18 protein-coding genes are annotated in these 23,501 nt (G+C 71.9%); 8 read left to right on the forward strand and 10 right to left on the reverse strand.

The features are described 5' to 3' along the window. Positions 1 to 266: 266 nt before the first annotated feature. The 4 genes from ACQPZG_RS06295 (at position 267) to ACQPZG_RS06310 (ending at position 4,144) form a co-directional block, all read left to right on the forward strand. The gene (locus ACQPZG_RS06295) at positions 267 to 677 is read left to right on the forward strand and encodes an SsgA family sporulation/cell division regulator (RefSeq protein ID WP_433544832.1); all 411 of its coding nucleotides are present in this window, start codon (positions 267 to 269) and stop codon (positions 675 to 677) included. Positions 678 to 1,219: 542 nt separating this feature from the next. Then, complete coding sequence (gene ddaH / locus ACQPZG_RS06300) at positions 1,220 to 1,999, forward strand: dimethylargininase (RefSeq protein ID WP_433544833.1); 780 nt, start codon at positions 1,220 to 1,222, stop codon at positions 1,997 to 1,999. A 124-nt stretch (positions 2,000 to 2,123) separates the two neighbouring features. Then, the gene (locus ACQPZG_RS06305) at positions 2,124 to 3,104 is read left to right on the forward strand and encodes an acyl-ACP desaturase (RefSeq protein ID WP_433544834.1); all 981 of its coding nucleotides are present in this window, start codon (positions 2,124 to 2,126) and stop codon (positions 3,102 to 3,104) included. Between the two features lie 143 nt (positions 3,105 to 3,247). Further along, positions 3,248 to 4,144 (forward strand): chitosanase, encoded by an 897-nt coding sequence (locus tag ACQPZG_RS06310; RefSeq protein ID WP_433544835.1) that lies wholly within the window; start codon positions 3,248 to 3,250, stop codon positions 4,142 to 4,144. A gap of 14 nt (positions 4,145 to 4,158) precedes the next feature. Here ACQPZG_RS06310 and ACQPZG_RS06315 read toward each other — a convergent pair whose 3' ends face one another. The 3 genes from ACQPZG_RS06315 to ligD all read right to left on the reverse strand — a co-directional run bounded on the left by ACQPZG_RS06315 (position 4,159) and on the right by ligD (position 6,721). Further along, entirely contained in the window at positions 4,159 to 4,419 is a 261-nt protein-coding gene (locus ACQPZG_RS06315; RefSeq protein ID WP_433544836.1) for a WhiB family transcriptional regulator, read from the reverse strand. Positions 4,420 to 4,565: 146 nt separating this feature from the next. Further along, positions 4,566 to 5,675, reverse strand: a complete 1,110-nt coding sequence (locus tag ACQPZG_RS06320) for an ABC transporter permease (RefSeq protein ID WP_433544837.1) — start codon at positions 5,673 to 5,675, stop codon at positions 4,566 to 4,568. Beyond that, on the reverse strand, positions 5,672 to 6,721 hold the full coding sequence (gene ligD / locus ACQPZG_RS06325; RefSeq protein WP_433544838.1) for a non-homologous end-joining DNA ligase: 1,050 nt from the start codon (positions 6,719 to 6,721) through the stop codon (positions 5,672 to 5,674). Before ligD ends, ACQPZG_RS06320 begins: the two co-directional genes overlap by 4 nt. Before the next feature lie 105 nt (positions 6,722 to 6,826). On the opposite strand from ligD, the gene ACQPZG_RS06330 reads away from it, so the two are divergent. Then, positions 6,827 to 7,891 (forward strand): ATP-dependent DNA ligase, encoded by a 1,065-nt coding sequence (locus ACQPZG_RS06330; RefSeq protein WP_433549282.1) that lies wholly within the window; start codon positions 6,827 to 6,829, stop codon positions 7,889 to 7,891. A gap of 19 nt (positions 7,892 to 7,910) precedes the next feature. On the opposite strand, the gene ACQPZG_RS06335 is transcribed toward ACQPZG_RS06330, so the two are convergent. From ACQPZG_RS06335 to ACQPZG_RS06345, 3 genes are all read right to left on the reverse strand, one after another. Next, positions 7,911 to 9,359: an NAD(P)/FAD-dependent oxidoreductase gene (locus ACQPZG_RS06335; protein ID WP_433544839.1), complete on the reverse strand. Its 1,449-nt coding sequence runs from the start codon at positions 9,357 to 9,359 to the stop codon at positions 7,911 to 7,913. Positions 9,360 to 9,481: 122 nt separating this feature from the next. Continuing rightward, complete coding sequence (locus tag ACQPZG_RS06340) at positions 9,482 to 11,704, reverse strand: glycoside hydrolase family 3 N-terminal domain-containing protein (RefSeq protein ID WP_433544840.1); 2,223 nt, start codon at positions 11,702 to 11,704, stop codon at positions 9,482 to 9,484. 52 nt (positions 11,705 to 11,756) lie between these two features. Continuing rightward, complete coding sequence (locus ACQPZG_RS06345) at positions 11,757 to 12,443, reverse strand: TOPRIM nucleotidyl transferase/hydrolase domain-containing protein (protein ID WP_433549283.1); 687 nt, start codon at positions 12,441 to 12,443, stop codon at positions 11,757 to 11,759. A gap of 62 nt (positions 12,444 to 12,505) precedes the next feature. On the opposite strand from ACQPZG_RS06345, the gene ACQPZG_RS06350 reads away from it, so the two are divergent. Both ACQPZG_RS06350 and ACQPZG_RS06355 read left to right on the forward strand, forming a co-directional pair. Continuing rightward, positions 12,506 to 13,351, forward strand: coding sequence for an ABC transporter permease (locus tag ACQPZG_RS06350; RefSeq protein ID WP_433544841.1), 846 nt, complete (start codon positions 12,506 to 12,508; stop codon positions 13,349 to 13,351). A 70-nt stretch (positions 13,352 to 13,421) separates the two neighbouring features. Beyond that, positions 13,422 to 15,542: an MDR family MFS transporter gene (locus tag ACQPZG_RS06355; RefSeq protein ID WP_433544842.1), complete on the forward strand. Its 2,121-nt coding sequence runs from the start codon at positions 13,422 to 13,424 to the stop codon at positions 15,540 to 15,542. Positions 15,543 to 16,069: 527 nt separating this feature from the next. Here the strand turns inward: ACQPZG_RS06355 and ACQPZG_RS06360 are convergent. After that, complete coding sequence (locus tag ACQPZG_RS06360; RefSeq protein ID WP_433544843.1) at positions 16,070 to 17,440, reverse strand: cytochrome P450; 1,371 nt, start codon at positions 17,438 to 17,440, stop codon at positions 16,070 to 16,072. Between the two features lie 109 nt (positions 17,441 to 17,549). On the opposite strand from ACQPZG_RS06360, the gene ACQPZG_RS06365 reads away from it, so the two are divergent. Then, positions 17,550 to 18,617 (forward strand): TetR/AcrR family transcriptional regulator, encoded by a 1,068-nt coding sequence (locus ACQPZG_RS06365; protein ID WP_433544844.1) that lies wholly within the window; start codon positions 17,550 to 17,552, stop codon positions 18,615 to 18,617. A gap of 276 nt (positions 18,618 to 18,893) precedes the next feature. On the opposite strand, the gene ACQPZG_RS06370 is transcribed toward ACQPZG_RS06365, so the two are convergent. The 3 genes from ACQPZG_RS06370 to ACQPZG_RS06380 all read right to left on the reverse strand — a co-directional run bounded on the left by ACQPZG_RS06370 (position 18,894) and on the right by ACQPZG_RS06380 (position 23,421). Continuing rightward, positions 18,894 to 19,991, reverse strand: a complete 1,098-nt coding sequence (locus ACQPZG_RS06370; protein WP_433544845.1) for an HTTM domain-containing protein — start codon at positions 19,989 to 19,991, stop codon at positions 18,894 to 18,896. Then, positions 19,973 to 20,674 carry a DUF5819 family protein gene (locus tag ACQPZG_RS06375; protein ID WP_433544846.1) on the reverse strand — a complete coding sequence of 234 codons (702 nt, stop codon included), beginning with the start codon at positions 20,672 to 20,674 and terminating at the stop codon, positions 19,973 to 19,975. Before ACQPZG_RS06375 ends, ACQPZG_RS06370 begins: the two co-directional genes overlap by 19 nt. Before the next feature lie 275 nt (positions 20,675 to 20,949). After that, positions 20,950 to 23,421, reverse strand: coding sequence for a glycoside hydrolase family 95 protein (locus tag ACQPZG_RS06380; protein WP_433544847.1), 2,472 nt, complete (start codon positions 23,419 to 23,421; stop codon positions 20,950 to 20,952). Between the last annotated feature and the right edge of the window lie 80 nt (positions 23,422 to 23,501).

Consider the following 23,501-nt stretch of genomic DNA (forward strand, 5'->3'; position numbering starts at 1 on the left):
GTCGACAGTTCACAGGGTCCGCACCATGAGACACCAGTGATGTTGTGTGGCTGCGGTGCCAGCGGGAATCAGCCGTAATGCGACCACGCAGGAGTCTGCGACGCGACGTGATCCGCTCCCGGATCCACCCCGGCCCGTCCGCCCCCCGGATCGTCCACCGGAACCGGGTGATGCAGCTCACGCCGTCTGTGTGGGCACGGATTCACGCGTTCGGTCGTCCTACAGGACGGCAGGACGCATCCACCGAGCATTGAGAGGTGCTGGCCTTGTCCACCGTCATCGAGCAGGCCGTACAGGCCCGTCTGATCTCCTCCGCACCACAGCTGGAGAACGTCCCCGCGACGCTCGGCTACGACCGCACGGATCCCTTCGCCGTGCGCATGGTCTTCCCCCCGCCGGCCACGCTGGAGGGCATCGAGGTGGTGTGGACGTTCTCGCGGGAACTGCTGGCCCGGGGGCTCGAAGAGCCGTCGGGGGTCGGTGACGTGCAGCTGCGCCCCTACGGGTACGGACGGACCGTGCTGGAGTTCCACGCCACGGAGGGCGTCGCGATGGTGCACATCCGCACCGCCGAACTGCGTCGCTTCCTGAAGGAGACCCAGGAGCTGGTGCCACCGGGCGAGGAGCACCAGTACCTGGACATGGACCAGGACCTGGCGCAACTGCTGAACAGCTGAAGCTCGGACGAATCCGCCTGCCGTCGCATTCCTCGCTCCCGTCGAAACGGCGGGCGTGAAGTCGCTCCTGCCCCGTGGTCGTCGAATGGAGAAGGACGTGCTCGTCTGAGGTCGGAGACACCGTGCCGCGAGGCCGCCCCCTTCGAGTGGCCTGTGCCTGTGCGCGTGCCGCGTGCGACCTCGGCGTCCGAGCCGTCTTCTCCCCCTCGTGGTGCCTCTCGGTGTCCCGTGCCCTCTCCCGCGCTCCGTCGCCGCCACTTCCCTGACGCCTCGGGTCCGCGCGTTCTCCCCGCCTCTCCCCCAGTTGCTCTGTGGCCGGCTCACCGCAACCGGGGCCCCTTTGCCGTCGCCCGCACACGGGCCCCTCGTGCGTCGCTGACCCGTACACGGGCCCCTCGTGCGTCGCTGACCCGCACCGCCCTCTCGTTCTCCTACCCACGAGCGGGCCGCCCCGGAGCGGGCCCGCCGTTCGATACGTTCGAGCGGCGGGCCCGTTCGCGTGTACGCCGGGCCCGTTTCGTCCACCCAAGCGGAGGTAACCCGTGCCCAGCAGGAAAGCCCTCGTCCGCCGTCCCGGCCCCCGGCTCGCCGACGGCCTGCTCACCCACCTCGCACGAAAGCCCGTGGACGCGCAGTTGGCGCTGACCCAGTGGGAGGCGTACGTGTCCGTCCTGCGGGAGCACGGGTGGGAGACGGTGGAGGTGGAGCCCGCGGACGACTGTCCCGACGGGGTGTTCGTCGAGGACACCGTGGTGATGTTCCGCAACGTGGCGATGGTCGCGCGTCCCGGGGCCGCGTCCAGGCGGGCGGAGACGGCGGCTGTCGAGTCACTGCTGGTGGAGGGGCTGGGCTGCTCGGTGAACCGGGTGCGGGAGCCCGGCACGCTGGACGGCGGGGACGTGCTGAAGATCGGCGACACGGTGTACGTGGGCCGGGGCGGCCGGACCAACGGGGAGGGCGTCCGGCAGCTGCGGGCGGCGTTCGAGCCGCTGGGGGCGCGGGTGGTCGCGGTGCCGGTGAGCCGGGTGCTGCATCTGAAGTCGGCGGTGACCGCGCTGCCGGACGGGACGGTGGTGGGCTACGAGCCGCTGGTGGACAGTCCGGCGGCCTTCCCGCGCTTTCTTTCCGTACCCGAGGAGGCGGGCGCGCATGTGGTCGTGCTGGACGGGAATTCGGTGTTGATGGCGGCGAGTGCGCCGAAGTCGGCGGAGCTGTTCGCGGGGCTGGGTTACACACCCGTTCCGGTGGACATCAGCGAGTTCGAAAAGCTGGAGGGCTGCGTGACGTGCCTCTCGGTGCGCCTGCGCGACCTGCACACATAGCGGTGCGTAGCGGCATGGAACGGACAGGGACTTGGCGAGGTGCTCACGTCGTGCTTAACCTACGGTCTCGTAACCTACGAAGCCGTAGGTAACCACCCTCAGTCCCCCCTCCCCAGGAGTACCCGTGACGATCACCTCTCCCCACATCGGCAGCTCCGAGGCGTGGACCGACGCCAAGCTGCTGTTCGCACTGGAAGAGGTGGTGGAAAAGGAGCTCAACCGCCACCTGAAGGTCACCAAGGACTGGATGCCCCACGAGTACGTGCCGTGGTCGGACGGCCGGAACTTCCCTGGTTTCTTCGAGGACGGCCAGGCGTGGGAGCCCGAGCAGTCGAAGGTCACGGACATCGGCAAGATCGCCCTCGTCGTGAACCTGCTGACCGAGGACAACCTTCCCAGCTACCACCACGAGATCGCGTCCCTCTTCGGCCGGGACGGCGCCTGGGGCACCTGGGTGCACCGCTGGACGGCCGAGGAGGGCCGGCACGGCATCGTGATGCGCGACTACCTGCTCGCGTCGCGTGCCGTCGACCCCGACAAGCTGGAGCAGTTCCGGATGGCGCACATGAGTGAGGGATTCGAGTCCGACAACCGGCACTCGATGCTGCACTCGGTCGCCTACGTCGCCTTCCAGGAGCTGGCCACCCGCATCTCGCACCGGAACACCGGGCACCAGTCCGGGGACCCCGTGTGCGACCGGATGCTGGCGCGCATCGCCACCGACGAGAACCTGCACATGGTCTTCTACCGGAACCTGCTGGGCGCCGCGTTCCAGCTCGCGCCGGACCTGACCATGCAGGCCGTGCGCGACGTGGTGGTGAACTTTCGGATGCCGGGACACGGCATGCCCGGCTTCGAGCGGGCCGCGGCGCAGATGGCGATCGGCGGGGTCTACAACATCCGGATCCACCACGACGACGTGATCCAGCCCGTGCTGCGCTTCCTGAAGGTCCTGGACATCGACGGGCTCGGCGCCGAGGGTCTGAAGGCCCAGGAGGAGCTGGGCCTCTACATGAGCGGGCTGGACTCGGAGGCGAAGAAGTTCGACGAGAAGCTGGCCGCACGGCTGGCCCGCAAGGCGGCTCGGGCGGCCCAGGCCCAGTAACGCCGCCGGGCCCGGGCCCCGATCTGCTACCGACGGCAGATCGGGGCCCGTCCGGCGTGCGGAGAGGTTCGACGCCGGAACGGTCCGAGGCTCAAAGGGGTGCTCTGCTCTGCTCCCCCGGCCGCGCACCGTAACCTGTCCCGGTGAAACCTCTCACTCGCCTCTACCTCATCGGCGCCCCGGTCGCCATCGTCGCCACCGCGCTCTTCGCCGGCACCCCCGGTGGGGACAAGCCGATCTACGACGAAGCCTCCGAGACCGGGCGTGCGCCCCAGGACGACGAGAATCTGAAACCGAAGACGGACCAGGAGCTCATAGCCAAGCTGCCTCCGGGTCTCGCGGATCCCGCCGCCAAGGAGAGGGCCGCGCAGGTCATCTCCACCGCGGAGAACTCCACGCTGAACTGGCGCGGTCAGTACTCCTCGATCCGCAACACCGGCGACGGCAACGGTTACACGGCCGGCGTCATCGGTTTCACCTCGGCCGCCCACAGCATGCTCCAGCTGGTGGAGGACTACACCAAAAGCCACCCGGACAATCCGCTCGCCTCGTTCCTGCCCGCCCTGCGGAAGGTGGACGGCACGGACTCGGTCGAGGGACTCGAACCCGGCTTCCCCCAGGCGTGGAAGCAGGCGGCGAAGGAGCCCGACTTCCGCAAGGCGCAGGACGCGACCCGCGACAAGTACTACTTCAAACCCGCGGTGGACCTCGCCAAGATGGACGGCCTCGGCACACTCGGCCAGTTCATCTACTACGACGCGATGGTGCTGCACGGCCCCGGCATCGACGAGCGCAGCTTCTACGGAATCCGCGACTCCGTCCGCAAGAAGGCGAAGAGTCCGGCCGAGGGCGGCAAGGAGAAGGCGTACCTGAACGCCTTCCTCGACGAGACCCGCGACGTCCTCAGGACGAGGAAGACCCTGAACGACACGTCCCGGATCGACACCGCCCAACGCGTGTTCCTGGAGAAGGACAACGTGCAGTTCAAGCCGCCGCTGGAGTGGAAGATGTACGGCGACGACTTCAGCATCAAGCGCTGACGGCCGACGGCGGGTCAGCGGCTCGCGCGCCTCAGTTCGTACCGCTCCTTCTCCGAGAGGCCACCCCACACGCCGAAGCGTTCGTCGTGGGTCAGCGCGTACTCCAGGCAGACGCTGCGCATGTCGCACGCGCCGCAGAGCCGCTTGGCCTCGCGGGTGGAGCTGCCGGGCTCGGGGAAGAAGAACTCCGGACCGGTCTGGGCGCACAGGGCGCTGTCCTGCCAGGACAGTTCGCCGTCGGCGGGGTCGGTGGGGAAAGCGGTCTTGATCGGCATGGCGTAGATGCTGCCCGGACCCGATCAACGTCCGCTCAACGAAAGTTCAACGCTGCCGCACGGCCGCACGGGCGAGGTGCGGGGCCCGTCGCGGCGGCCGGATGCCAGGAAAGCATGCGGACGCCGCGATCGCCGAAGGGTCGTGGTCACCCGGCGTGTGCCGGGGACCTGTCCCGGCCGCCCGGATGACGGTGGCGCCACACCCAGAAGACGGTGCAGGAGAGCAGGGCCCAGGCCGCCAGCACCAGGAACGGCTTCAGATGCTGATGGCCCTGGAAGTAGACCGCGGTGTGCTGCGCGTTGACCGAGGCGCCCGGCGGCAGCCACTGCCCGATGTGTCCCAGCAGGCTGGGCAGCAGCGGCCAGGACACCGCGCCGCCCGACGAGGGGTTGCCGAGCAGCACCATCAGCCCCCAGGTCGGCAGCATCGCCCAGCGGCCCATCAGGGTGTTGAACATGGTGAAGACCATGCCGGACGTGAACATGGTGAGCGCCAGGATCAGCCACGACTCCACGAACGGCAGGTCCAGCGCGCCCAGCAGCCAGTCCACCACCGCGGCAATGGCGAAGGCTCCCATGAGCGAGTAGGCGAGGGTGAAGGCGATGCGTTCCGCCGGGTTGAGTCCCCGCGCGTGGACGCTGAGCTGAATGGCTCCGACGAAGCCGATGATGACTGCGGCGAGGGAGATGTAGAACAGGGCGAGACCGCGTGGATCGCCCGCCTGGAGGGGTTTGACGTCCTTCACGGTGACGTCGACCCCGGCCGCCCGCCCCACCTTCGTCCCCGCCTCGGAGAGGATCTGGGCGACCGAGGCGCCGGACGCGCCGGAGACGTCCAGCTCCACCCCGCGGCCGGCCGTCCGCAGCACGGCGAAGGCCTGCTGCTCCTCCATCGCCTCGCGGGCGCGCGCGTCGGTGGCGTATCCGGTGATCTCCAGTGAGCCCGGCAGCGCCTTGTCCATTCCGGCGGCGAACGCCGTGAGCTGCGGGCTCCGCGCGTCCCCGACTACGGCCGCGGGGATCCGGTGCGGGGTGGGGTTGGCCATCGTGTACGTGTAGGAGCCGGCGAAGAGGCCCGCCGCGATCGCGAGGATGAAGATCAGCACCGTCGCGGGCAGGAACGGCGACTCCTTGAACGCGTCCCACTTCTCCGCCCCGGTGGCCGGCCGGCCGTGCGCACCGTGCCGGGGCTGCCCGGTTGCGTGGTTCGTGCCGTCGTCCGGGCCGTGGTCGGTCGCCGGTGTCTCACTGCTCATTCCTGGTCCTTCGCGGAGTCGGTCCTCTTCGCCCGGCTCGGGGCGACCCGTTTCGGCTCGCCCGGCATCTTGGGGTAGTCCGGCGGGTACGGCAGGTCGCCGAGGCCCCGGTCGCGCGCGTCGCGGTCCGCCAGCTCCAGGAACGCGTCCAGGGCGAAGCCTCGCTCGCCCGCGTACTCCTCCAGGTCGGCGTGCACGTCGCCGAGTTCGGCGAATCTGGCGGGCATGGTGGCCAGGTCGAAGTCCTCGGGGCGTACGTCGTCCAGCTCCTCCCAGCGCAGCGGGGCGGAGACCGGGGCGTGCGGTTTCGGACGGATCGAGTAGGCGGAGGCCATGGTGCGGTCGCGGGCGGTCTGGTTGTAGTCGACGAAGATCCGCGCGCCGCGTTCCTCCTTCCACCAGGCCGTCGTCACGGCGTGCGGCAGCCGTCGTTCCAGTTCCCTCCCGACCGCGATGGCGGCGCGCCGCACGGCGGTGAAGTCCTGGCGGGGGGCGATCGGCACGAAGACGTGCAGGCCGCGCCCGCCGGATGTCTTGGGCCAGCCGCGCAGGCCGTGTTCGTCGAGCAGTGCGCGCAGTTCGTGTGCGACGCGCACGGCGTCGGCGAAGTCGGTGCCGGGCTGCGGGTCGAGGTCGATGCGCAGTTCGTCGGGGTGGTCGGGGCGTGAGCGGCGTACGGGCCAGGGGTGGAAGGTCAGGGCGCCCAGGTTGGCTGCCCACAGGACGGCGGCGACCTCGGTGGGGCAGATTTCGTCGGCGGTGCGGCCGCTGGGGAAGGCGATGGTGGCGGTGGGCAGCCAGTCGGGGGCGCTGCGGGGGGCGCGCTTCTGGTAGAAGGACTCCCCGTCGACGCCGTCCGGGAAGCGTTCCAGGGTGGTCGGGCGGTCGTGGAGCGCGCGCAGGATGCCGGGGCCGACGGCGAGGTAGTACCGCGCCACGTCGAGCTTGGTGTAACCGCGCTCCGGGAAGTAGACCTTGTCCGGGCTCGACAGCCGCACGGCCCGCCCTCCCGCATCCAGCTCGATCGCCTCGCCCGTTCTGCCCATGTGCGCCACGGTAGGCCGAGCCTCCATATGCCGCATATCGGGATTTCAGGCAGGCTCGGGCCCATGGCATCGAACGTCCCGAGCGAACCGCACGTTCCGCACCGCATGAGCCTCCCGGTCATGCCGCCGGTGAAACCGATGCTGGCCAAGGCGGTGAAGAAGATCCCGTCGGGCATGAGCTACGAGGCCAAGTGGGACGGGTTCCGCGCGATCGTGCACCGGGACGGCCCCGAGATCGTGGTCGGCAGCCGTACCGGCAAGCCGCTGACCCGCTACTTCCCGGAGCTGGTCGCCGGACTCCTCAAGGAGCTGCCCGCCCGGTGCGTCGTGGACGGCGAGATCGTGATCGTCCAGGACGGGCGGCTGGACTTCGACCGGCTCTCCGAGCGCATCCACCCGGCGGACTCCCGGATCGGGCTCCTGGCCGAGCGGACCCCGGCGAGCTTCGTCGCCTTCGACCTCCTCGCCCTGGAGGACCTGGCGCTGTTCGACGTGCCCCTGCGACAGCGGCGCAAGGCGCTCGTCGACGTGCTGGAGGGGGCCGGGCCGCCCGTGCACCTGGCTCCCGCGACGACGGACCCGGAGCTCGCGCAGCGGTGGTTCGAGCAGTTCGAGGGGGCGGGCCTGGACGGGGTGATGGCCAAGCCGCTGTCCCTGCCGTACCGGCCGGACCAGCGGCTGATGTACAAGATCAAGCACGAGCGGACGGCGGACTGCGTCGTCGCGGGCTACCGGCTGCACAAGAGCGGCCCCGTCGTCGGCTCGCTGCTGCTCGGGCTGTACGACGCGGCGGGACGCCTCCAGCACGTGGGGGCGTCCTCCGCTTTCACCGTGGAGCGGCGCAGGGAACTCGTCGACGAGCTGGAGCCGTTGCGCCTGGCCCCGGGCGCCGCGCACCCGTGGGCGGACTGGGAGAACCCGGCCGCGCACGAGACGGACCGGTTGCCCGGCACTCAGAACCGGTGGAACGGAAGGAAGGACCAGTCGTGGGTGGCGCTGTCGCCGGAGCGGGTGTGCGAGGTGGCGTACGACCACATGCAGGGCACCCGGTTCCGGCACACCACCCGGTTCCGCAGGTGGCGGCCGGACCGGGTGGCGGAGAGCTGCACGTACGACCAACTGGAGGAGCCGGTGCGGTACGACCTGGCGGCCGTACTGGGTTCCGGGTGACGCGGCCGCGGTCCGCTGGCTAGCCGCGCGTCGTGACCTTCTCCCACTCCTCGCGGCTCGGCCCGTCCGGTACCGGCTCCCAGTCCGGGCGGGCCGCCAGCCACTCCGTCAGGTGCCGTTGCACCTCCGGGTCCGCGTACGCCTCCCCGGGGTGCACCTGCAGGTGCCTGACCTTGGCGCGGGCCCGCCCCACCACCGGGTCCCGCAGGCCGCACTCCATCATCGCGGCGCGCTGCCGGTCGCGGCCGGTCGGCGGCCTGGTGGACCGTTCGGCGTAACGCTGCCCCACCGCGTCGTCCGTCTCCACCTGTACGTCGAACCAGGGGCGCAGGGTGCGCACCGCCCATCGGTGGTACGCGGCGGCGAACGCGGGCCCCGCCGGGTCCGGGGACTCGCCCACGTGCCGGGCCAGCCACTGGGCGGCCCACAGAGACAGGGACATGCCCTGTGCCATGGTCGGGTTGGTGTGGATGAAGCTGTCGCCGAGCGCGAGGAGGCCGGTGACGACGGGCCCCTGGGCGTCGACCAGGGCGCTCCAACGGTTCTCCAGCCCGGCCATCGGCAGGACGCCGGACAGCGGCTCGGCGCCGAGATCGAGCCAGGCCGCCCCGATGCCGTGGGTCCGGGCGGCCGCCTCGAAGACGGCGGTGTCGCGTATCGCGGTGCGGGTAGGGTCGTCCGTGTGCAGGATCAGCCCGAGCGCGAAGGAGCGGTTGTCGGCGGGGAAGACCGCGCACGCGCCGAAGGGGCTGCCGGAGACCACGAGGGGACCGCGCGGGCCTCCCTGCTCCCCCTCGGGCAGCCGGTACCAGCGGCTGTAGTAGGCGAGGCCGGTCGGGTGCCGCTCGACCACGGGCGGCCGGCACCCGGCGTCGGCCAGCCACTGGGCGGTGGATCCGCGTCGTCCGGCGCAGTCGACGACGAGGTCCGCCCGGTGGTCGCCGTGGTCGGTGCGCAGACCGGTCACCCGGGGCACCCGGGGGCCGTTCGGGCTTCCCGGCCCGGCGGGGGCCTCTGCGGCGGGCTCGGTGACCAGACCCGTGACGCGTGCGCCGTGGCGCACGGTGGCGGTCGGTTCGGCGCGCAGGGCGTCGTACAGGACCGTCTCGACGAGGATGCGGCGGGCCTGGATCAGGACGAGGTCGTCGTCACCGGGACGGGCGGGGTGTGCCTGCGCCCCGTACCAGTCCATCTCGCGGTACTCCTCCGCGCCGCGACGCAGCAACTCGTTGCGCACGTCGGGCAGTTCGGCCTTGAGTACGGTACGGGCGGCGCCGATGAGCAGGTGCGGCTGCACGGCCTGCGGCACGGTGGCGGCTCGCGACCAGCGGAAGAAGTCCGCGTCCAGGTCGCCCGAGGGGGCCCGGGGGTCCCTTTCGAAGACAGTGACGGGGTGTCCGCGCCGGGCGAGGAGCAGGGCCGTGGCCAGTCCGGCGATGCCGCCTCCGATCACTGCGAATTCAGTCATGTCCCCTACTCCTCAACGGGTTTGCCGCCGGGGCCACAGGCGCCCCGACTCCTGTCCACTCCCCCGGTGGCCCCCTGCCGCAAACTCCGGACGCCTGCGCCGGCCTCGTGGCAGGCGTCCTTTCAGGTCACGACCACGGTGCAGTACTTGCGCGCGGTGGAGCTGGTCCCCGCGTACAGCACGAGGTCGCCGGGTTCGACGACGAAGCGGCCGTCGAGCGCGTTCGTCCAGAAGCCGACGTCCTGCGCGGAGAGGGTGAAGCGGACCGTGGTGCGCTCGCCCGCCGGGAGGGTGACCCGGCGGAAGCCGCGCAGCCGGCGGACGGGCTGGACGAGGGTGGCCGCCGGGTCGTGGACGTAGAGCTGGACGACCTCGTCGCCGTCCCGCTCGCCGGTGTTGCGGACCTCGACCTCGACGTCGAAGGTCTCGCCCCGCCGCAGGTCGGCGGCGGAGATCCGGGGGGTGTCGGTCTTCGGGTCGCCGGTCTCGAACGTGGTGTAGCTCAGGCCGTACCCGAAGGGGAACTGCGGGGTGCGGTCGACGTCCAGGTAGCCGGTGACGTAGGTGTTGCCGGGGTTCTCGGGGTCGTGGGGGCGGCCGGTGTTCTCGTGGTTGTAGTGGACGGGGAGCTGGCCGACGTTCCGGGGGAAGGAGGCGGGGAGTTTGCCGCCCGGGTTGACCTTGCCGTAGAGGACGTCGGCGACGGCGTGGCCGCCCTCGATGCCGGGGTGCCATGCCTCCAGGACGGCGGGAGCGGTCCGCAGCCAGTCGCCGAGGGTGAGCGGACGGCCGTTGAGGAGGACGACGACGAACGGTGTGCCGGTGGCGGCGACCGCCGCGATCAGCTTCTCCTGGCCGTCGGGAAGGCTCAGGTCGCTGCGGGAGGCGGCCTCGCCGCTGAGCTCCGCGCCCTCTCCCACGACCACGACGATCAGGTCCGCGCTCTTGGTGGCGCCCACGCCGTACGTCACCTTGGCGCCTCGTGCGGCGGCCTCCCGTACTCCTGCCAGCACGCTCACCGGCGGGAACCTGTCGCCGCCCGGACCCGCCCAGGTCCCTTGCAGGTCCCGGGAGTCGGCGAACGGGCCGACGACGGCCACCGAGGTGCCGGGGGCGATCGGCAGCACCCCGCCGTCGTTCTTCAGCAGCACCATCGAGCGGGCGGCGACCTCGCGGGCCGCCTTGCGGGCCTCGGGGGTGGGCACTTCGATGACGGCCGACTCGTCGGCGTACGGCCTTTCGAAGAGTCCGAGGGCGAACTTGAGGCCCAGAACGCGGGCCACCGCGTCGTCCAGCCGTTCCTCCCTGATCCGGCCCGAAGCGAGCAACTCCGCTCCGTGGTCCGCGAGATGGGTGCTGACCATCTCCATGTCGACGCCTGCGGTCAGGGCGATGCGGCCCGCGTCCGCGCCGTCGGCGGCGAAGCCGTGCGGCAGGAGTTCGCCGACGCCGTTCCAGTCGCTGACGACCACGCCGTCGAACTCCCAGTCCTCCTTGAGGATTTCGGTGAGCGTGTGGGAGTTCGCGTGGGCGGGAATGCCGCTGATCGTGTTGAAGGACGCCATGACGGTGGCGCAGCCGGCGTCGAGCGCGGCCTTGAAGGGCGGCAGGTAGAGGTTGCGCAGGCGGGACTCGGACACGTCGACGGTGTTGTAGTCGCGCCCGCCCTCGGCTCCTCCGTAGGCGACGAAGTGCTTGGCACAGGCGGCGACGCGGTCCTGGGCGGTGAGGTCGCTGCCCTGGTAGCCGCGGGTCTTGGCGGCGGCGAAGGCGGCCGTCAGGTACGGGTCCTCGCCGCTGCTCTCCGCGATGCGGCCCCAGCGGGGTTCGTGGGTGACGTCCGTCATCGGGGAGAACGTCCAGTGGACGCCGTTGCTGCGGGCCTCCTTCGCGGAGACCTCGCCGTCGGTGCGCGCGGTCTCGGGGTCGAAGCTGGCGGCCTGGGCGAGCGGGATCGGGAAGGTGGTCCAGAAGCCGTGGATGACGTCGAGGCCGAAGACGAGCGGGATGCCGAGGCGGGACTCCTCGACGGCGATCCGCTGGAGGGCGTTGCTGTGCCGGGCACCGATGATGTTGAGGACCGAGCCCAACTCGCCTTTCCGCGCCGCTGCTTCGGCGACGGCGGTCTGGTCGCCGCCGGGGCCGGTCGCGCCGGTCCAGGCGAGCTGCTGGAGCTGTCCGAGCTTCTCGGCGACGGTCATCCGGCCGATGAGCGCGCGGATCTCGTCCTCGTGGCCGGCGTGCCCTGCGGCCGACGCCGGCCCTGTTCCGGCGGCGGCCGTCGCCGCCGCTCCGCCGGTCATCGCGGCGAGAAAGGTACGCCGTCCCACGTCTCCGTCACCCATGCTGTCTGCACCCTTTTGGATCGGTCGAGCCCGCTGACTGCCTTGGAGGCTCTCATACGCGGGCGAGCAGATCGTCCAACGGGCGTGGCACGTGTTCCGGGTCGAGGGCCTCGACCATCGCCCGCGCGTAGTGCTGCTTGCGTCCGCTGGTGGTGCCCATGAAGCGGCGAAGCCGCTGGTGTTCCGTCCTGGGCCGCTGGGCGGGCTGGTTGCGGAAGGTGCGCAGCGACCTCAGGTCGCCCTCGGTGCGGGCCACCTGTTCCACTCCTTCGACGCCCAGGGCGCGGATCTGTTCGTCCTCCAGGTCGGCGTCGCACACGTGGAAGCCGAGCCGTTGAAGCTCCTCGGCGGTGCGCGGGCTGCCCAGTCCCGCGCGTTCCAGGGCGCGCCGGAAGAAGCCCGTCTCGGCCGCGTCGCAGAGTCCGGCGATCCGCAGGCCCAGGCCCTGCGGGCCGAGCAGAGCGAGGAAGCGGCCGACGCTGGTCGCTCCGCCGAGCGGTACGACGCATACGCCCTCCGCCGCCAGGTCCCGTCCCCGTCGCAGGGCCAGCGCTTCGAGTGCGGCCCGGTCGCTGACGCCTTCGACGAGGACGACCGTGCGCAGACCGCCGCCGTCGGCCGTCCTGCGGGCGACACCGGCGGCCTGGTGGGCGCCCGGCCCCGCCGCCGCCCAGGCGACGGCCGCGGCACGGAATCGACTCACCTCGCCCGCTTTGTCCGCCCCACCCGCCTCGCTCACCTCGTGCCACTGCTTCGTTGCGTCCACGGGGCCAGTGTCCCAGCCGCGTCAAAGGGTTAAGCGTGACGTCGCGTCACCGCGCCGAGGCGCGGACTCACCACCCTTCTGCCGGTTTCGCCCAGCTCCTGGCCGCGGAGTGGATCAAACTGTGGGCGCTGCGCTCGACCCGGTGGGCCTTCCCCGGGGCCGCTGCGGTCGTCGTCGGGATCGCCGCGAACGGCTCGCTCGCCGATCACCGCAACTGGCCGGACTACCACGAGGGCATCCGCGCGTACTTCGTCCCGGCGTGGGCCATCCGGGACGTCTTCCCGCTCGCCTCCGCCATGGTCGTCATGCTGGTCGTCGGCACGCTGGGCGCGCTGTGCGTCGTCAGCGAGTACGGGAGCGGCCTGATCCGTACGACGTTCGCCGCCGTTCCGGCACGCCGGTCGGTGCTGTCGGCGAAGGTGGTCGTCATGGCGGCGGTCACATCTCTCTTCGGGGTGCTCGTCGTGGCGGCGTCCTTCGCGGTGTCGCAGGCGATCCTGTCGGGGCGTGGCGCCCATCTGTCACCGGGTGATCCGGACGTGCTGCGCTCACTCGCCGCGTCGGCGTCGCTGGCGCCGGTGAGCGCACTGGTCGGTCTGGGCATCGGGGTGCTGCTCCGGCACGGGGCGGCGACCGTGGCGGTGACCGCGCTGGTTCTCCTCCTGCTGCCGTCGTTCGTCAGCGCGAGCGAGGCGTGGACCGCGGCGCTCACGTACGCGATGCCGTTCCACGCGTGGAGCCAGCTGGCCGAGATCCCGCCGTCCTTCCACCCGCCGGGCCCTTTCGAGCCTTCCGTGTTCCACTCGTGGGCCGTGCTCGCGGCGTGGCCCGGAGTCGCGGTGGCGGCCGCACTGGCCGTCGTGCGGCGAAGAGATCTGTGAGCGCGTTGGGCCGTCACCGGGCGGACCGCCCCCACGTGCGCACGCGGGGCGGCGGTGTGAAGGTGCGAGGGTGACCACTGCCAGCGAGAACGCCAGCGAGAACGCGGCCGCCGTGCGGGCCGCCGCCGAGCCCGTGCCGCCCGTCCTCGACGGACGCAGACGCAACATCGTCTTCGGGACGATCATGCTCGGCGTGCTCCTGGCAGCCCTGGACCAGACGATCGTCGGTACGGCACTGCCGACGATCGTCTCGGACCTCGGCGGAGCGGCCCACATGTCGTGGGTGGTCACGGCGTATCTGCTGGCGGAGACCGTCGCGACGGTACTGGTCGGCAAGTTCGGCGACCTCTTCGGCCGGAAGATCATCTTCCAGGTGTCGGCGATCGTCTTCATCACGGGCTCGTTCCTGTGCGGTCTGGCGACCGACATGACGCTGCTGATCGTCTGGCGAGGAGTGCAGGGCATCGGCGCGGGCGGTCTGATGGTGACCGCGATGGCGCTGATCGCGGACGTGATCCCGCTGCGGGAGCGCGGCAAGTACCAAGGTGCGATCGGCGCGGTGTTCGGTGTCTCCACGGTGGTCGGCCCACTGCTCGGCGGTCTCTTCACCGACCACCTGAGCTGGCGCTGGGCGTTCTACGTGAACGTGCCGATCGCGATCCTGGTGGTGCTGGCGGCGGCCCGGACGATTCCCTCGGTGAAGTCGGCGAGCAAGCCCCGCATCGACTACCTCGGCATCGCGCTGGTCGCGCTCGGCTCCAGCGCCCTCGTCCTGGCGACGAGCTGGGGCGGCAACGAGTACGCCTGGGGTTCGGCCGTCATCGTCGGACTGTTCGTGGGCGGTGTCGTCGCGCTGGCGCTGTTCTGCATCGTGGAGACGCGGGCCGCCGAGCCGATGCTGCCGATGAAGCTGTTCGCCAACCCGGTCTTCACGGTCTGCTCGATCCTCAGCTTCATCGTGGGTTTCGCGATGCTCGGAGCGATGACCTTCCTGCCGACGTACCTCCAGTACGTGGACGGGGACTCCGCCACCTGGTCCGGCGTGCGCACCCTGCCGATGGTTGTCGGGCTGCTCATCGCGTCGATCTTCAGCGGCAACGTGGTCAGCAAGACGGGCACCTACCGGATCTTCCCGATCATCGGGTCCGCCGTGATGGGGCTCGGGCTGTACCTGCTGTCGCTGATGGGCCCGGCCACCGGCACCTGGCTGGAATCGCTGTACATGTTCGTGCTGGGCGTCGGCATCGGCCTGTCCATGCAGGTACTGACGATCGCGGTGCAGAACACGGTGGACTACGCGGAACTGGGCACCGCGACCTCCGGTGTCACCTTCTTCCGTACCCTCGGCAGTTCCTTCGGCGCGGCCGTCTTCGGCACCATCTACGCCAACTCGCTGGCGCCGAACCTCCAGGACGGGGTGACGGCGGCCGTGCGCCTGGCGCCTGCCGGAACGGACCCGGCAACCGTCGCACGGGCCGCCCAGAACCCGCAGGCACTGCACGGGCTGCCGGCCGAGCAGGTGGCGCCGATCGTGCAGGCGTATGCGGACACGCTCAGCACGGTGTTCCTGTGGACCGTGCCGGTGGCACTGCTGGGATTCGTGGTGTCCCTGTTCCTCAAGCAGGTGGAGCTGCGGGACTCGGCGCGGGTGGGGTCCGCGGACCTCGGTGAGGGGTTCGCACACCCGTCGCCCGGCGGACGGGCCGGGTCGTCGCAGGCCCTGGAACTGGCGGTCGCGAAGATCGTCCGGGCGAAGGGCACGCACACCGCCCGCCGGATCGTGACGGACTCCGACACCCGGCTGGACGTCGCGGGCGCCTGGGCGGTCATGCAGGTGGACCTGTTCACCCGGATGGTCGGGCACGCGTCGCTGGGGCTGATCGCGGCGCGGCGGAACGTGCCGCCCGAGGTGCTGCTGCCGGTCTTCGACCGCATGGTCGAGGAGGGGTATCTGACCCGGGAAGGAAACTTCCTCTCGCACACCGAGGCGGGTGCGCGGGAGGCGGGCGTCATCACGGCGGCGTGGTCGCAGTGGCTGTGCGCCCAGTTGGAGCAGGACGCGGGGCGGCCGAGGAGCGCGGAGCTGCGCGCGGCGGCGGACCGGATCGCGAAGAGGTTGCTGGCCGAGGACCTGGCGCAGAATCTGCCGACGCAGGAGCCGTCGCCGACGGGAGCCACCTTGGCGCGGTAGGGGGAGGGTGGGGGTGGGCCCCTCGCGGGGCCCCCCGTGCGGGGGCTGCGGATGCAGCGCTGCGAGTGCGAGGGCGGGGCGCGGCTGGACGACGGGCGGTTCGGGGACGCGGTCGACGTCCAGGAAGCCCGCTTCACCATGGAGGTCGCCCGGGGGCCGGCCGTACCGGAGACCTCGTCACGGCATGCCCCCGGTCCGGCAGCTGTGGCGCGGCGAGGGTGGGGTGGGGTGGGACGAGGCGAGGTCAGGGTGCGCGTGCGCGGCCGGTGCCGTTCCGGGGGTCCGTACGGGCAGGTCCTCCGGTACGGAGGGGGTGGCGCGCCGGGCTGGTGCGTGTGCCGTTCGCAGGCATGGGCGGCCGGGTTCGCCCGTACGCGCAGCCTCGACGCCGTGCTTGGCGCGCCGGGCCGGTGCGCGTGTGCGGCCGGTGCCATCACGGAGCCCCGGACGGCCACGTCCTCCCCTGCGCGTCACCTCGACGCGCGGGTGGCGCGCCGGGGCGGTGCACGTGCCGCGCGGGTGCCGTTCTAGAGACCCCGTACCGGCAGGTTCTCCAGTCGCCATGTCCCCGGGTCCATCGCACGGGTGGCGCTGCCCGCGCGTCGCAGGGTCGGGAAGCGGTCCAGGATGCGGGCCAGGGCGACCTCCGTCTGGAGGCGGGCGACCGCCGCCCCGAGGCAGAAGTGCGCACCGTGGGCGAAGCTCAGATGCGGTGTGGAGCCCGGCACCCGTCGTACGTCCAGCCGGTCCGGGGCCGCGAACGCGCGGGGGTCCCGGTTGGCCGCCGCGACCACGGCCGTGACCGCCTCCCCCTTCGCGACCCGTACCCCGTGCAGGGTGACGTTCTCGGTCGCGTACCGCGGGATGGTCAGCAGGGTCGGCCCCGCCCACCGGGTCAGCTCCTCCACCGCTCGGGGCAGCAGGGAGCGGTCGGCCTGGAGCGCCGCCAGTTGCTCCGGGTGGTCCAGCAGTGCGTGCACCGCGTTCGCGACCAGGTGGGTGGGCGACTGACCCGCCATGACGACGTGCCAGACCAGGGTCACCAGTTCGTCGTCGCTCAGCCGGTCCCCGTCCTCGTCCTGGGCCCGGATCAGATCCGTGAGCAGGTCGTTGCCCGGTACGGCCCCAGCGGCGAAGTCCCTCCGCCGCTGGGCGACGGCGGCCTTCGCGCCGCCCACGATCCCCGGGATCGCCGCCGCGAACTCCTTGCCCCCGCCGGTCGCGACCGTCCTGCCGTAGGCACGCCACTGAAGCCGGTCCTCCTCGGGGATGCCGACCCACTCACAGATGACGTCCATGGGCAGGTGTCCGGCGAAGTGCGGCAAGAGGTCGACGGAGCCGTCCGGGGCGGTGTGCGCCGCAAGGTCGTCGAGCAGCCGGTCGACCGTCGCCTCGATGCGGGGGCGGAACGCGGCTGCCCGGCGTGCGCCGAACGCCGGGGCGACCAGCCTGCGCAGCCGCAGGTGCTCGGGGCCGTTCATCTCCGCCATGGTCCGCATGTACGGAAGGCAGTCGTCGGGGACTTCGGGACGCAGGAAGCTGTCGCTGCGGATCTCGAAACGCGGGTCGCCCAGCAATGCTCGGGCCTCCGCGTACCGCGTGACCCCCCACATTCCGCCGAAGCCGGGGGCCGTCAACCGGGCCACGGGGCCCTGTTCGCGGGCGCGGCCGTAGACGGCGAAGGGGTCACAGATCACCTCCGGGTCGGAGAGGAGCACCTCCGGGACCTCGGCACCCTGCGCGGCGGTCGCGGCCTGCGCGTCGGTCGCAGCCTGTGCGGTCTCTGCGATATCTGCGATATCTGCGATCTGCGGAGTCTGCGCGGTCTGCGCGACCTCGTCGGCCGTCGCGCCGCTGGGGGCCCCGGACGGGTCGTGGGCGGACGCTGTGTGGGACATGATCGGACCCCTTCATTCGGATGATGTTCGCACATGATGCCATCATCTGAATGGTCTGAGTATCTTGATTCGCGAACGAATGCCGGAGACGTACCGACGAAGGAGCGACATGGGCCGGTTGACCAGGGCCGAAGTACAGGAACTCAATCGCCGGAAAGTCCTCGAAGCGGCGCGCGAGGAGTTCGGCGCGTGCGGGTTCCGCGACGCCAAAATCGACCGGATCGCGGAACGCGCGGGGCTCACCCGGGGCGCCGTGTACTCCAACTTCCCCGGCAAGCGGGCCCTGTACTTCGCCGTCCTGGCCGACCTCGCCGCCCGTACGCCGACGCCCTCTCCGCCGGAGCACGTCGGCACCGCCCGCGAGGCGCTGGGCGCGCTCGCCCGGGTCCGGGTCTCCCGGTTCCCGTTGACGGGAGCGCCGGAGCCGGAGGAGCGGCTGGCCATGGACCTGCCCTCGGTGGTACTGGCCGACGTGCGGACCCGGCAGCCCTACGGTCAGCTGCTGAAGCTGCACGCGACGGTGCTCGGATTGGCACTGGAACGCCTGGGAACGAGCAACCGACGATTGGTTCCGATGGCGGAGACCGTGCTCACCCTGTTGCACGGGGCCGATCAACTCGCCGCCGCCGCACCGGGTTTCGTGGACCCGTTCCAGGTCGTCGCCGCGTGCGAGCAACTCGCCGAACTCGCCCCCCAGGACGGCGACTGGGCTCCGCCGCACCTTCCGTACGTACCGAAGGCCCGCCCCGTCGACGAGCCATGGACCCCGCCGGCCGCCACGGACGCCCTGCGCGGCGAGGCGGCACGCCTCGCGGACGACGGGGTGGTGGCGGTACTGGGGCTGCATCGCCTGGAGGCCGCCGAGGAGGCGGTACGGGCGGTCGCGCGGCCCGAGGACGCGGCCGTGACCGTGGTCCTGGTGACCGGCGAGCCGGGCGAGCTGGGGCCGCTGGCCCGGCTGACGGTGGCGGAGCTGGGCACGGGACTGCGGCAGGCGTTCCCGCGGAACTCCTGGCCTTCGGTGCGCATCGTCCACGACGAGTCGCAGGCGGTGGCCGCCGCCGTGGGCCTCTCGGCGGTCAGCGACGCGACGGAGACGGCGGTACGGATCGCGGGCGGCCGCATCGTCGCACGCGCGGAAGGCAGAGGAGCGTGCCACGCGGCGGCGCGCGCCTGACCCATGACGCACGACGACACGGCAGACGGCACGGGGCTACGGGCGCGCGGGATCGCCGGGCGACGCGGGCACGCCGGGCGGGGCAGCGGGGGACGGCCGCGCGGCGGGCACGCACGCGATGGCTACCGGAACGACACCGCGAGCGCGGCGCGACGGCCCCACGCGCACGTAGGCGGCCCACCGTCGCACGCCGCCGACGCGACGAAGACGCCCCCGGCACGGTTCGTCCGCCCGGTGGCCGGCGTCCGGTGTCCCCGGGGAGCCCCGCCGTCCCGGCTATGTCTCGACGCGGGACTCCGGGCCGGGCCGGGGCGCCGGGCGCGCAGCCCCCTCCCCCGGCGCCGTGCGCCACACCCGTACGAACCGGGCGGCCGCGAGCCAGAACGTCGTCGGCAGGAACACCAGGTCGCCCACGATCGTGATCGCGGAGAACATCGGCAGCGCCATGAGGAGTCCGATCCCCGCATGCGTGGCCAGCATCACCAGCAGGACCACGTACTTGAGTCTCCTGTTGAAGACCAGCGCGGCGAAGAGGAGTTGGGAGAACACCGTCACATACGCCAGGAACGCCGCGAAGGTGCCGTGGCTGACGATCCATGCCGACAGCTCCGGGAACGTCGAGAAGTCGTCGCTCAGCATCGCGTAGTGGATCGCGGTGCCCTCCCGCCAGGAGGCGCCACGGATCTTGTACATGGCGGCCGAGGTGTAGACGACCATCACCTGGAGGGCGATGACGCCCAGGCCCGCGTTGTGCAGGAAGGTCACGGCGCGCCGCCGCATTTCCTCCGTCTCGTCGCCCCAGGGAAGCCGTCCGCCGGTTCCGGTGCGCCGCGCCCGTCGGCGTGCGTCGAGGGACCAGTGCCGCCCACTGGCGCAGAAGGCCAGGTAGTTCGCGAAGAGCAGGCTGAGCAGGGCCCAGCCGCTGTTGGCCATGCAGCCGCGGAAGTAGAAGGCGACCACGACGCACACGAAGAGCACGCCCATCAGCCTCGTGTGCCACCCCAGCGCGTACAACACGCCGACCGCGAGCGCGATCGTGTACCAGCCGTAGAAGACGGCGGGGCTCTCCGTCACCAGCAGCCCGTACCACCAGCCGAAGGCCCCGTCCCAGCCGCGTGCCCGCATGGTCTCCGCGAAGAGCGCGGCGGTGAAGGGCGAATCGGGCCCCCAGAGACGGCTGGCGTGCGGGAGTTCACGCAGCAGGTGCACCGTGAAGAGCCCGGCGAGTCCGATGCGGAGCGCGGCGGCACTGTAGGGGGCGAGCGGGCGCAGGGTGAGGCCGCGGAGAGCGTCCGCGCCGCGGCGCGCGAGCAAGTGCACCCGCGCACGCCCGAGTCGCAGGGCCTGACGGGTCGTCACGAAGGCAGCCCCCATACCCCGAGCGTGCGGTAGCGGGGCGCAGGGACGGCCTCGGGGTTCCCGGGCGCGGGGATGAGGGTGGACCGGGTACGGAGTTCCACCGCGTCGCCGAGGGGTGCGCCCATGTCGTGCAGGCGGACCCGGACGACGTTGAGCAGGTACTGGGTGGGGGCATCGCGGAGCCCGTCGGCGCTCCCGGAGTCCGGGCGGGCCGCGGACGCCTGGTAGGAGGACACCGCGCGGCGCAGGACGAGTTGCTCCTCGATGCTGGGCAACAGGTCGCCGCGGTAACGGGAGTGGTCGTACGCGCTGAGGTCACGCCACGGTCCGAACGTCCCGTCGACGCGGGTGCGGGCCTCCAGGTGGAGGTTGTAGCGCGACGGATCGGGGGCGAAGATGCTCCAGTCCTGCGGGAACATCGGCCGCATCCACCAGTCGACCTGTTTCGCGTACGTCCTGGCGAGCGGAAAGTCCGAGGCGACGTGGAGCAGCAGCATCGCCGCGTGGACGGTCGCGAGGAGGGCGACCAGGGTCACGGCGGCCCGGCACAGCCGCCGCCGGACGCCGGTGAGCGGGATGCCGCGCGGGGCGAGGGGGTCCGCCGGCCCGGCCGAGCCCGCCGGTTCGGCCGGGCCGGGGGATGCGGGTGAGCCCGGTGGCGCGAGGGGGTCCGGCGGGGATATGGCGGGCTCGGCCACGGTGTGCTCCTCGTGTGCCCGGGGGCACGCATGCGGTACGACGCGCCCAGGGTATCGGTGGGGCAGGAAGCGCATTTCGGGGCCGGGGGCGCGACGACGGCAGGCGTGGGCTGCTGACGGGGCGCGCTCGGAAGGGCTTCGCCCCGAACCGGCGGGCCGGGACCTGGCGGGGCCCGTCCCTCCGGGCGCGGCCGTCGGTCCGCGCCCGGAGAGTCGGGACGGGGACTGCCCACGGCGGGAGCTGCCGGGCGCGCGGAGCGGCAGACCGGCGTCGCCTACCCCACCGGTCGGATGCGGTACGTCTCCCCCGTCCGCGTCGGCAGATGCAGCACGCCTCCCCCGGCGGCGTGCGTCGTCGGCGCCTCTCCCGAACGCGCCACCCGCACCCGGCCGTCGAGAGCGGGGTGGCGGATCACGGCCGTGCCTCCGCTGCCCGAGGCGAGGCGGATCTCGGTCGGCCGGCCCCGTCGCCAGTCGACCCCGATCGTGAAGTCGCCCCGCGCGCGCAGCCCGTCGTAGGAACCGGCGTCGGACCATGCGGCGGGCAGGGCAGGGAGGACGTGGACCGTGCCGTGCCTGCTCTGGAGCAGCATCTCGGCGATGCCCGCGGTGGCGCCGAAGTTGCCGTCGATCTGGAACGGCGGGTGGCTGTCCCAGAGGTTGGGCAGGGTGGAGTCCTTGAGCTGTTCGCGGAGCATCCTCGCGGCCTGGTCGCCGTCGCCGAGCAGAGCCCAGAAATTGATCTTCCATGCCTTGCTCCAGCCGGTCCCCCCGTCGCCGCGCGCCCTGAGAGAGACCTCGGCCGCCGCGGCGAACTCCGAGCCCGGCTCGATCTGTCGGCCCGGGTGAAGGGCGAAGAGGTGCGAGACGTGCCGGTGGGTGTCGTCCAGATCGTCCAGATCGTCCTTCCACTCCTGGAGCTGCCCCCAGCCGCCGATACGGAGACCGGGGTCGAGACGAGCGAGGACGCCGGAGATCCGTTCCCGCAGCTCGGCGTCCACGCGCAGGATCCGGCCCGCCTCCGCGGTGTTGATGAGCAGGTCGTACACGATCTGTTGCGAGAAGGAGGCGCCTGCCGTGAAGGCGCCCTGCTCGGGCGAGTAGCTGGGTGAGACGACGAGTGCGCCGTCGCGCGGGTCGGTGTGCAGCTGGGGCAGCCAGAACAGGGCGGCCTCCTTCATCGCCGGGTAGGCCTGCTCGCGCAGGAAGTCCTCGTCGAGGCTGAACAGGTAGTGCTCGTAGTGCTGTTGGAGGAGCCACCCGTTGGCCTCGGGCATCCAGAAGGAGGTCGCCCAGTCGTGTACACCGGTGAAGCCGAAGGGGTTGGTGTTCTGGTGGACGACCCACCCCTCGGCCGCTTCGAACATCGTCCGTGCCGTGGTGCGGCCGGGGGCGCGCAGCGCGTCGACGAAGGCGTAGTAGGGGTGCGCGGTCTCGGCGAGATGGGTGGTCTCGGCGGGCCAGTAGTTCATCTGGAGGTTGATGTTGGTGTGGTAGTCGGCGTTCCAGGGAGGGGTGGCGGAGTTGTTCCAGACGCCCTGGAGGTTGGCGGGGAGTGCGTCGGCGCCGGGGCGTGAGGACGCGATGAGCAGGTAGCGGCCGTAGTGGAAGTAGAGGTTCTCCAGGGCGTGGGCGGTGGGCGGTGCGGGGTCTGCCCGGTAGGCGGCGAGCAGTTCGTCGGTGGATGTCCGGGCGGGCGTCCGCGGGCCGAGGTCGAGGCGGACGCGGTCGTAGAGCCCGCGGTGGTCGGCGAGGTGCGCGGCGCGCAGCCGGGGGTACGGCAGGCTCGCCGCGCGGGTGACGGCGGCGGTGACGCGGGGGTGCGGGTCGTCGCCCCGGTACGCCGGGAAGCGGTGGGCGTAGTCGGTCGCGGCGGAGAGGACGAAGGTGACGCTGTCCGCGTCGGTGACGGTGATCCGGCCGGCGTTCTCGGTGCGGGTGCCGCCCTCGTGGACGACCTGGACCTGGACCTCGTACCGCAGTCCGTTGCCTGCGAGGGCTCCGGCGACGGTGAGGCGACCGTCGCCGGCGGTGGTCCTCGCGCCGCTGTGGGCGGAGTCGACGCGCAGGGTGAAGGAGACCGAGCCGGGGCGGTCGGCGGTGAGGCGTCCCGCGACGACCCGGGCGGGGTGGGAGACGAAGTACTCGCGCACGTGGGTGGTGCCGGCCGCGTCGCGGTACGTCACGCCTGCGAGGGCGTGGCGCAGGTCGAGGTGGCGGCGGTAACCGGCGGGGAGGGTGGCGGGGGCGCCGGGGAAGTCGAGGAGCAGGGAGCCGAGGTTCTGGTAGTCGCCGAAGCCGGGGATGCGGCCGGCGGGCGTGCGGTAGGCGGGATTGCCGAGCCGCCGGGAGACCTCGTCGGGGTGCATGGACCCCTTCTCGTCGATGAGGGCGCGTATCTCGTCGAGCGCTCCGGGCCGGGGTACGGGCCAGTTGCCGTGGTCGTAGCCCTCCTCGCTGCCGGGCCCGCCGGTCCACAGCGACTTCTCGTTCAGCTGGAGCTGTTCGGTGGCGACCGTGCCGAAGACCATGGCTCCGAGGTCTCCGCCGCCGAGGGGGAGGGCCTCGCTCTCCCAGTCGGCGGCGGGTCTGTCGTACCAGAGGGTGTGCCCGTCGGCGGGATCCGACGGGACGGGGCCGGACGGCACCGTGTCGGCCGCGCCCGCCGGGTACGCGACGGCGGGCGGGGCGGCACTCGTGCCGGGCGGGTCGGACCGGGTGCACGCGGGGTGCCGGGGCGGCGTCATGACGCATCTCTCCAGAGATCGGACCAATGAGGCTCGAATCTAGGAGCCCGGACGGTGTATGCGCCAGGGCGCGGGGGACT

The organism is Streptomyces sp. CA-294286 (genome assembly GCF_050947155.1).
GTDB lineage: Bacteria > Actinomycetota > Actinomycetes > Streptomycetales > Streptomycetaceae > Streptomyces.

What these genes read in the sequence shown, in the direction of transcription:
- ACQPZG_RS06320 (WP_433544837.1), bottom strand. Translation starts at nt 5,675, where the DNA reads ATGAGCAGTGAGACACCGGCGACCGACCACGGCCCGGACGACGGCACG.
- ACQPZG_RS06365 (WP_433544844.1), top strand. Translation starts at nt 17,550, where the DNA reads ATGGGCCGGTTGACCAGGGCCGAAGTACAGGAACTCAATCGCCGGAAA.
- ligD (WP_433544838.1), bottom strand. Translation starts at nt 6,721, where the DNA reads ATGGGCAGAACGGGCGAGGCGATCGAGCTGGATGCGGGAGGGCGGGCC.
- ACQPZG_RS06380 (WP_433544847.1), bottom strand. Translation starts at nt 23,421, where the DNA reads ATGACGCCGCCCCGGCACCCCGCGTGCACCCGGTCCGACCCGCCCGGC.
- ACQPZG_RS06335 (WP_433544839.1), bottom strand. Translation starts at nt 9,359, where the DNA reads ATGACTGAATTCGCAGTGATCGGAGGCGGCATCGCCGGACTGGCCACG.
- ACQPZG_RS06330 (WP_433549282.1), top strand. Translation starts at nt 6,827, where the DNA reads ATGAGCCTCCCGGTCATGCCGCCGGTGAAACCGATGCTGGCCAAGGCG.
- ACQPZG_RS06370 (WP_433544845.1), bottom strand. Translation starts at nt 19,991, where the DNA reads ATGGGGGCTGCCTTCGTGACGACCCGTCAGGCCCTGCGACTCGGGCGT.
- ACQPZG_RS06360 (WP_433544843.1), bottom strand. Translation starts at nt 17,440, where the DNA reads ATGTCCCACACAGCGTCCGCCCACGACCCGTCCGGGGCCCCCAGCGGC.
- ACQPZG_RS06315 (WP_433544836.1), bottom strand. Translation starts at nt 4,419, where the DNA reads ATGCCGATCAAGACCGCTTTCCCCACCGACCCCGCCGACGGCGAACTG.
- ACQPZG_RS06340 (WP_433544840.1), bottom strand. Translation starts at nt 11,704, where the DNA reads ATGGGTGACGGAGACGTGGGACGGCGTACCTTTCTCGCCGCGATGACC.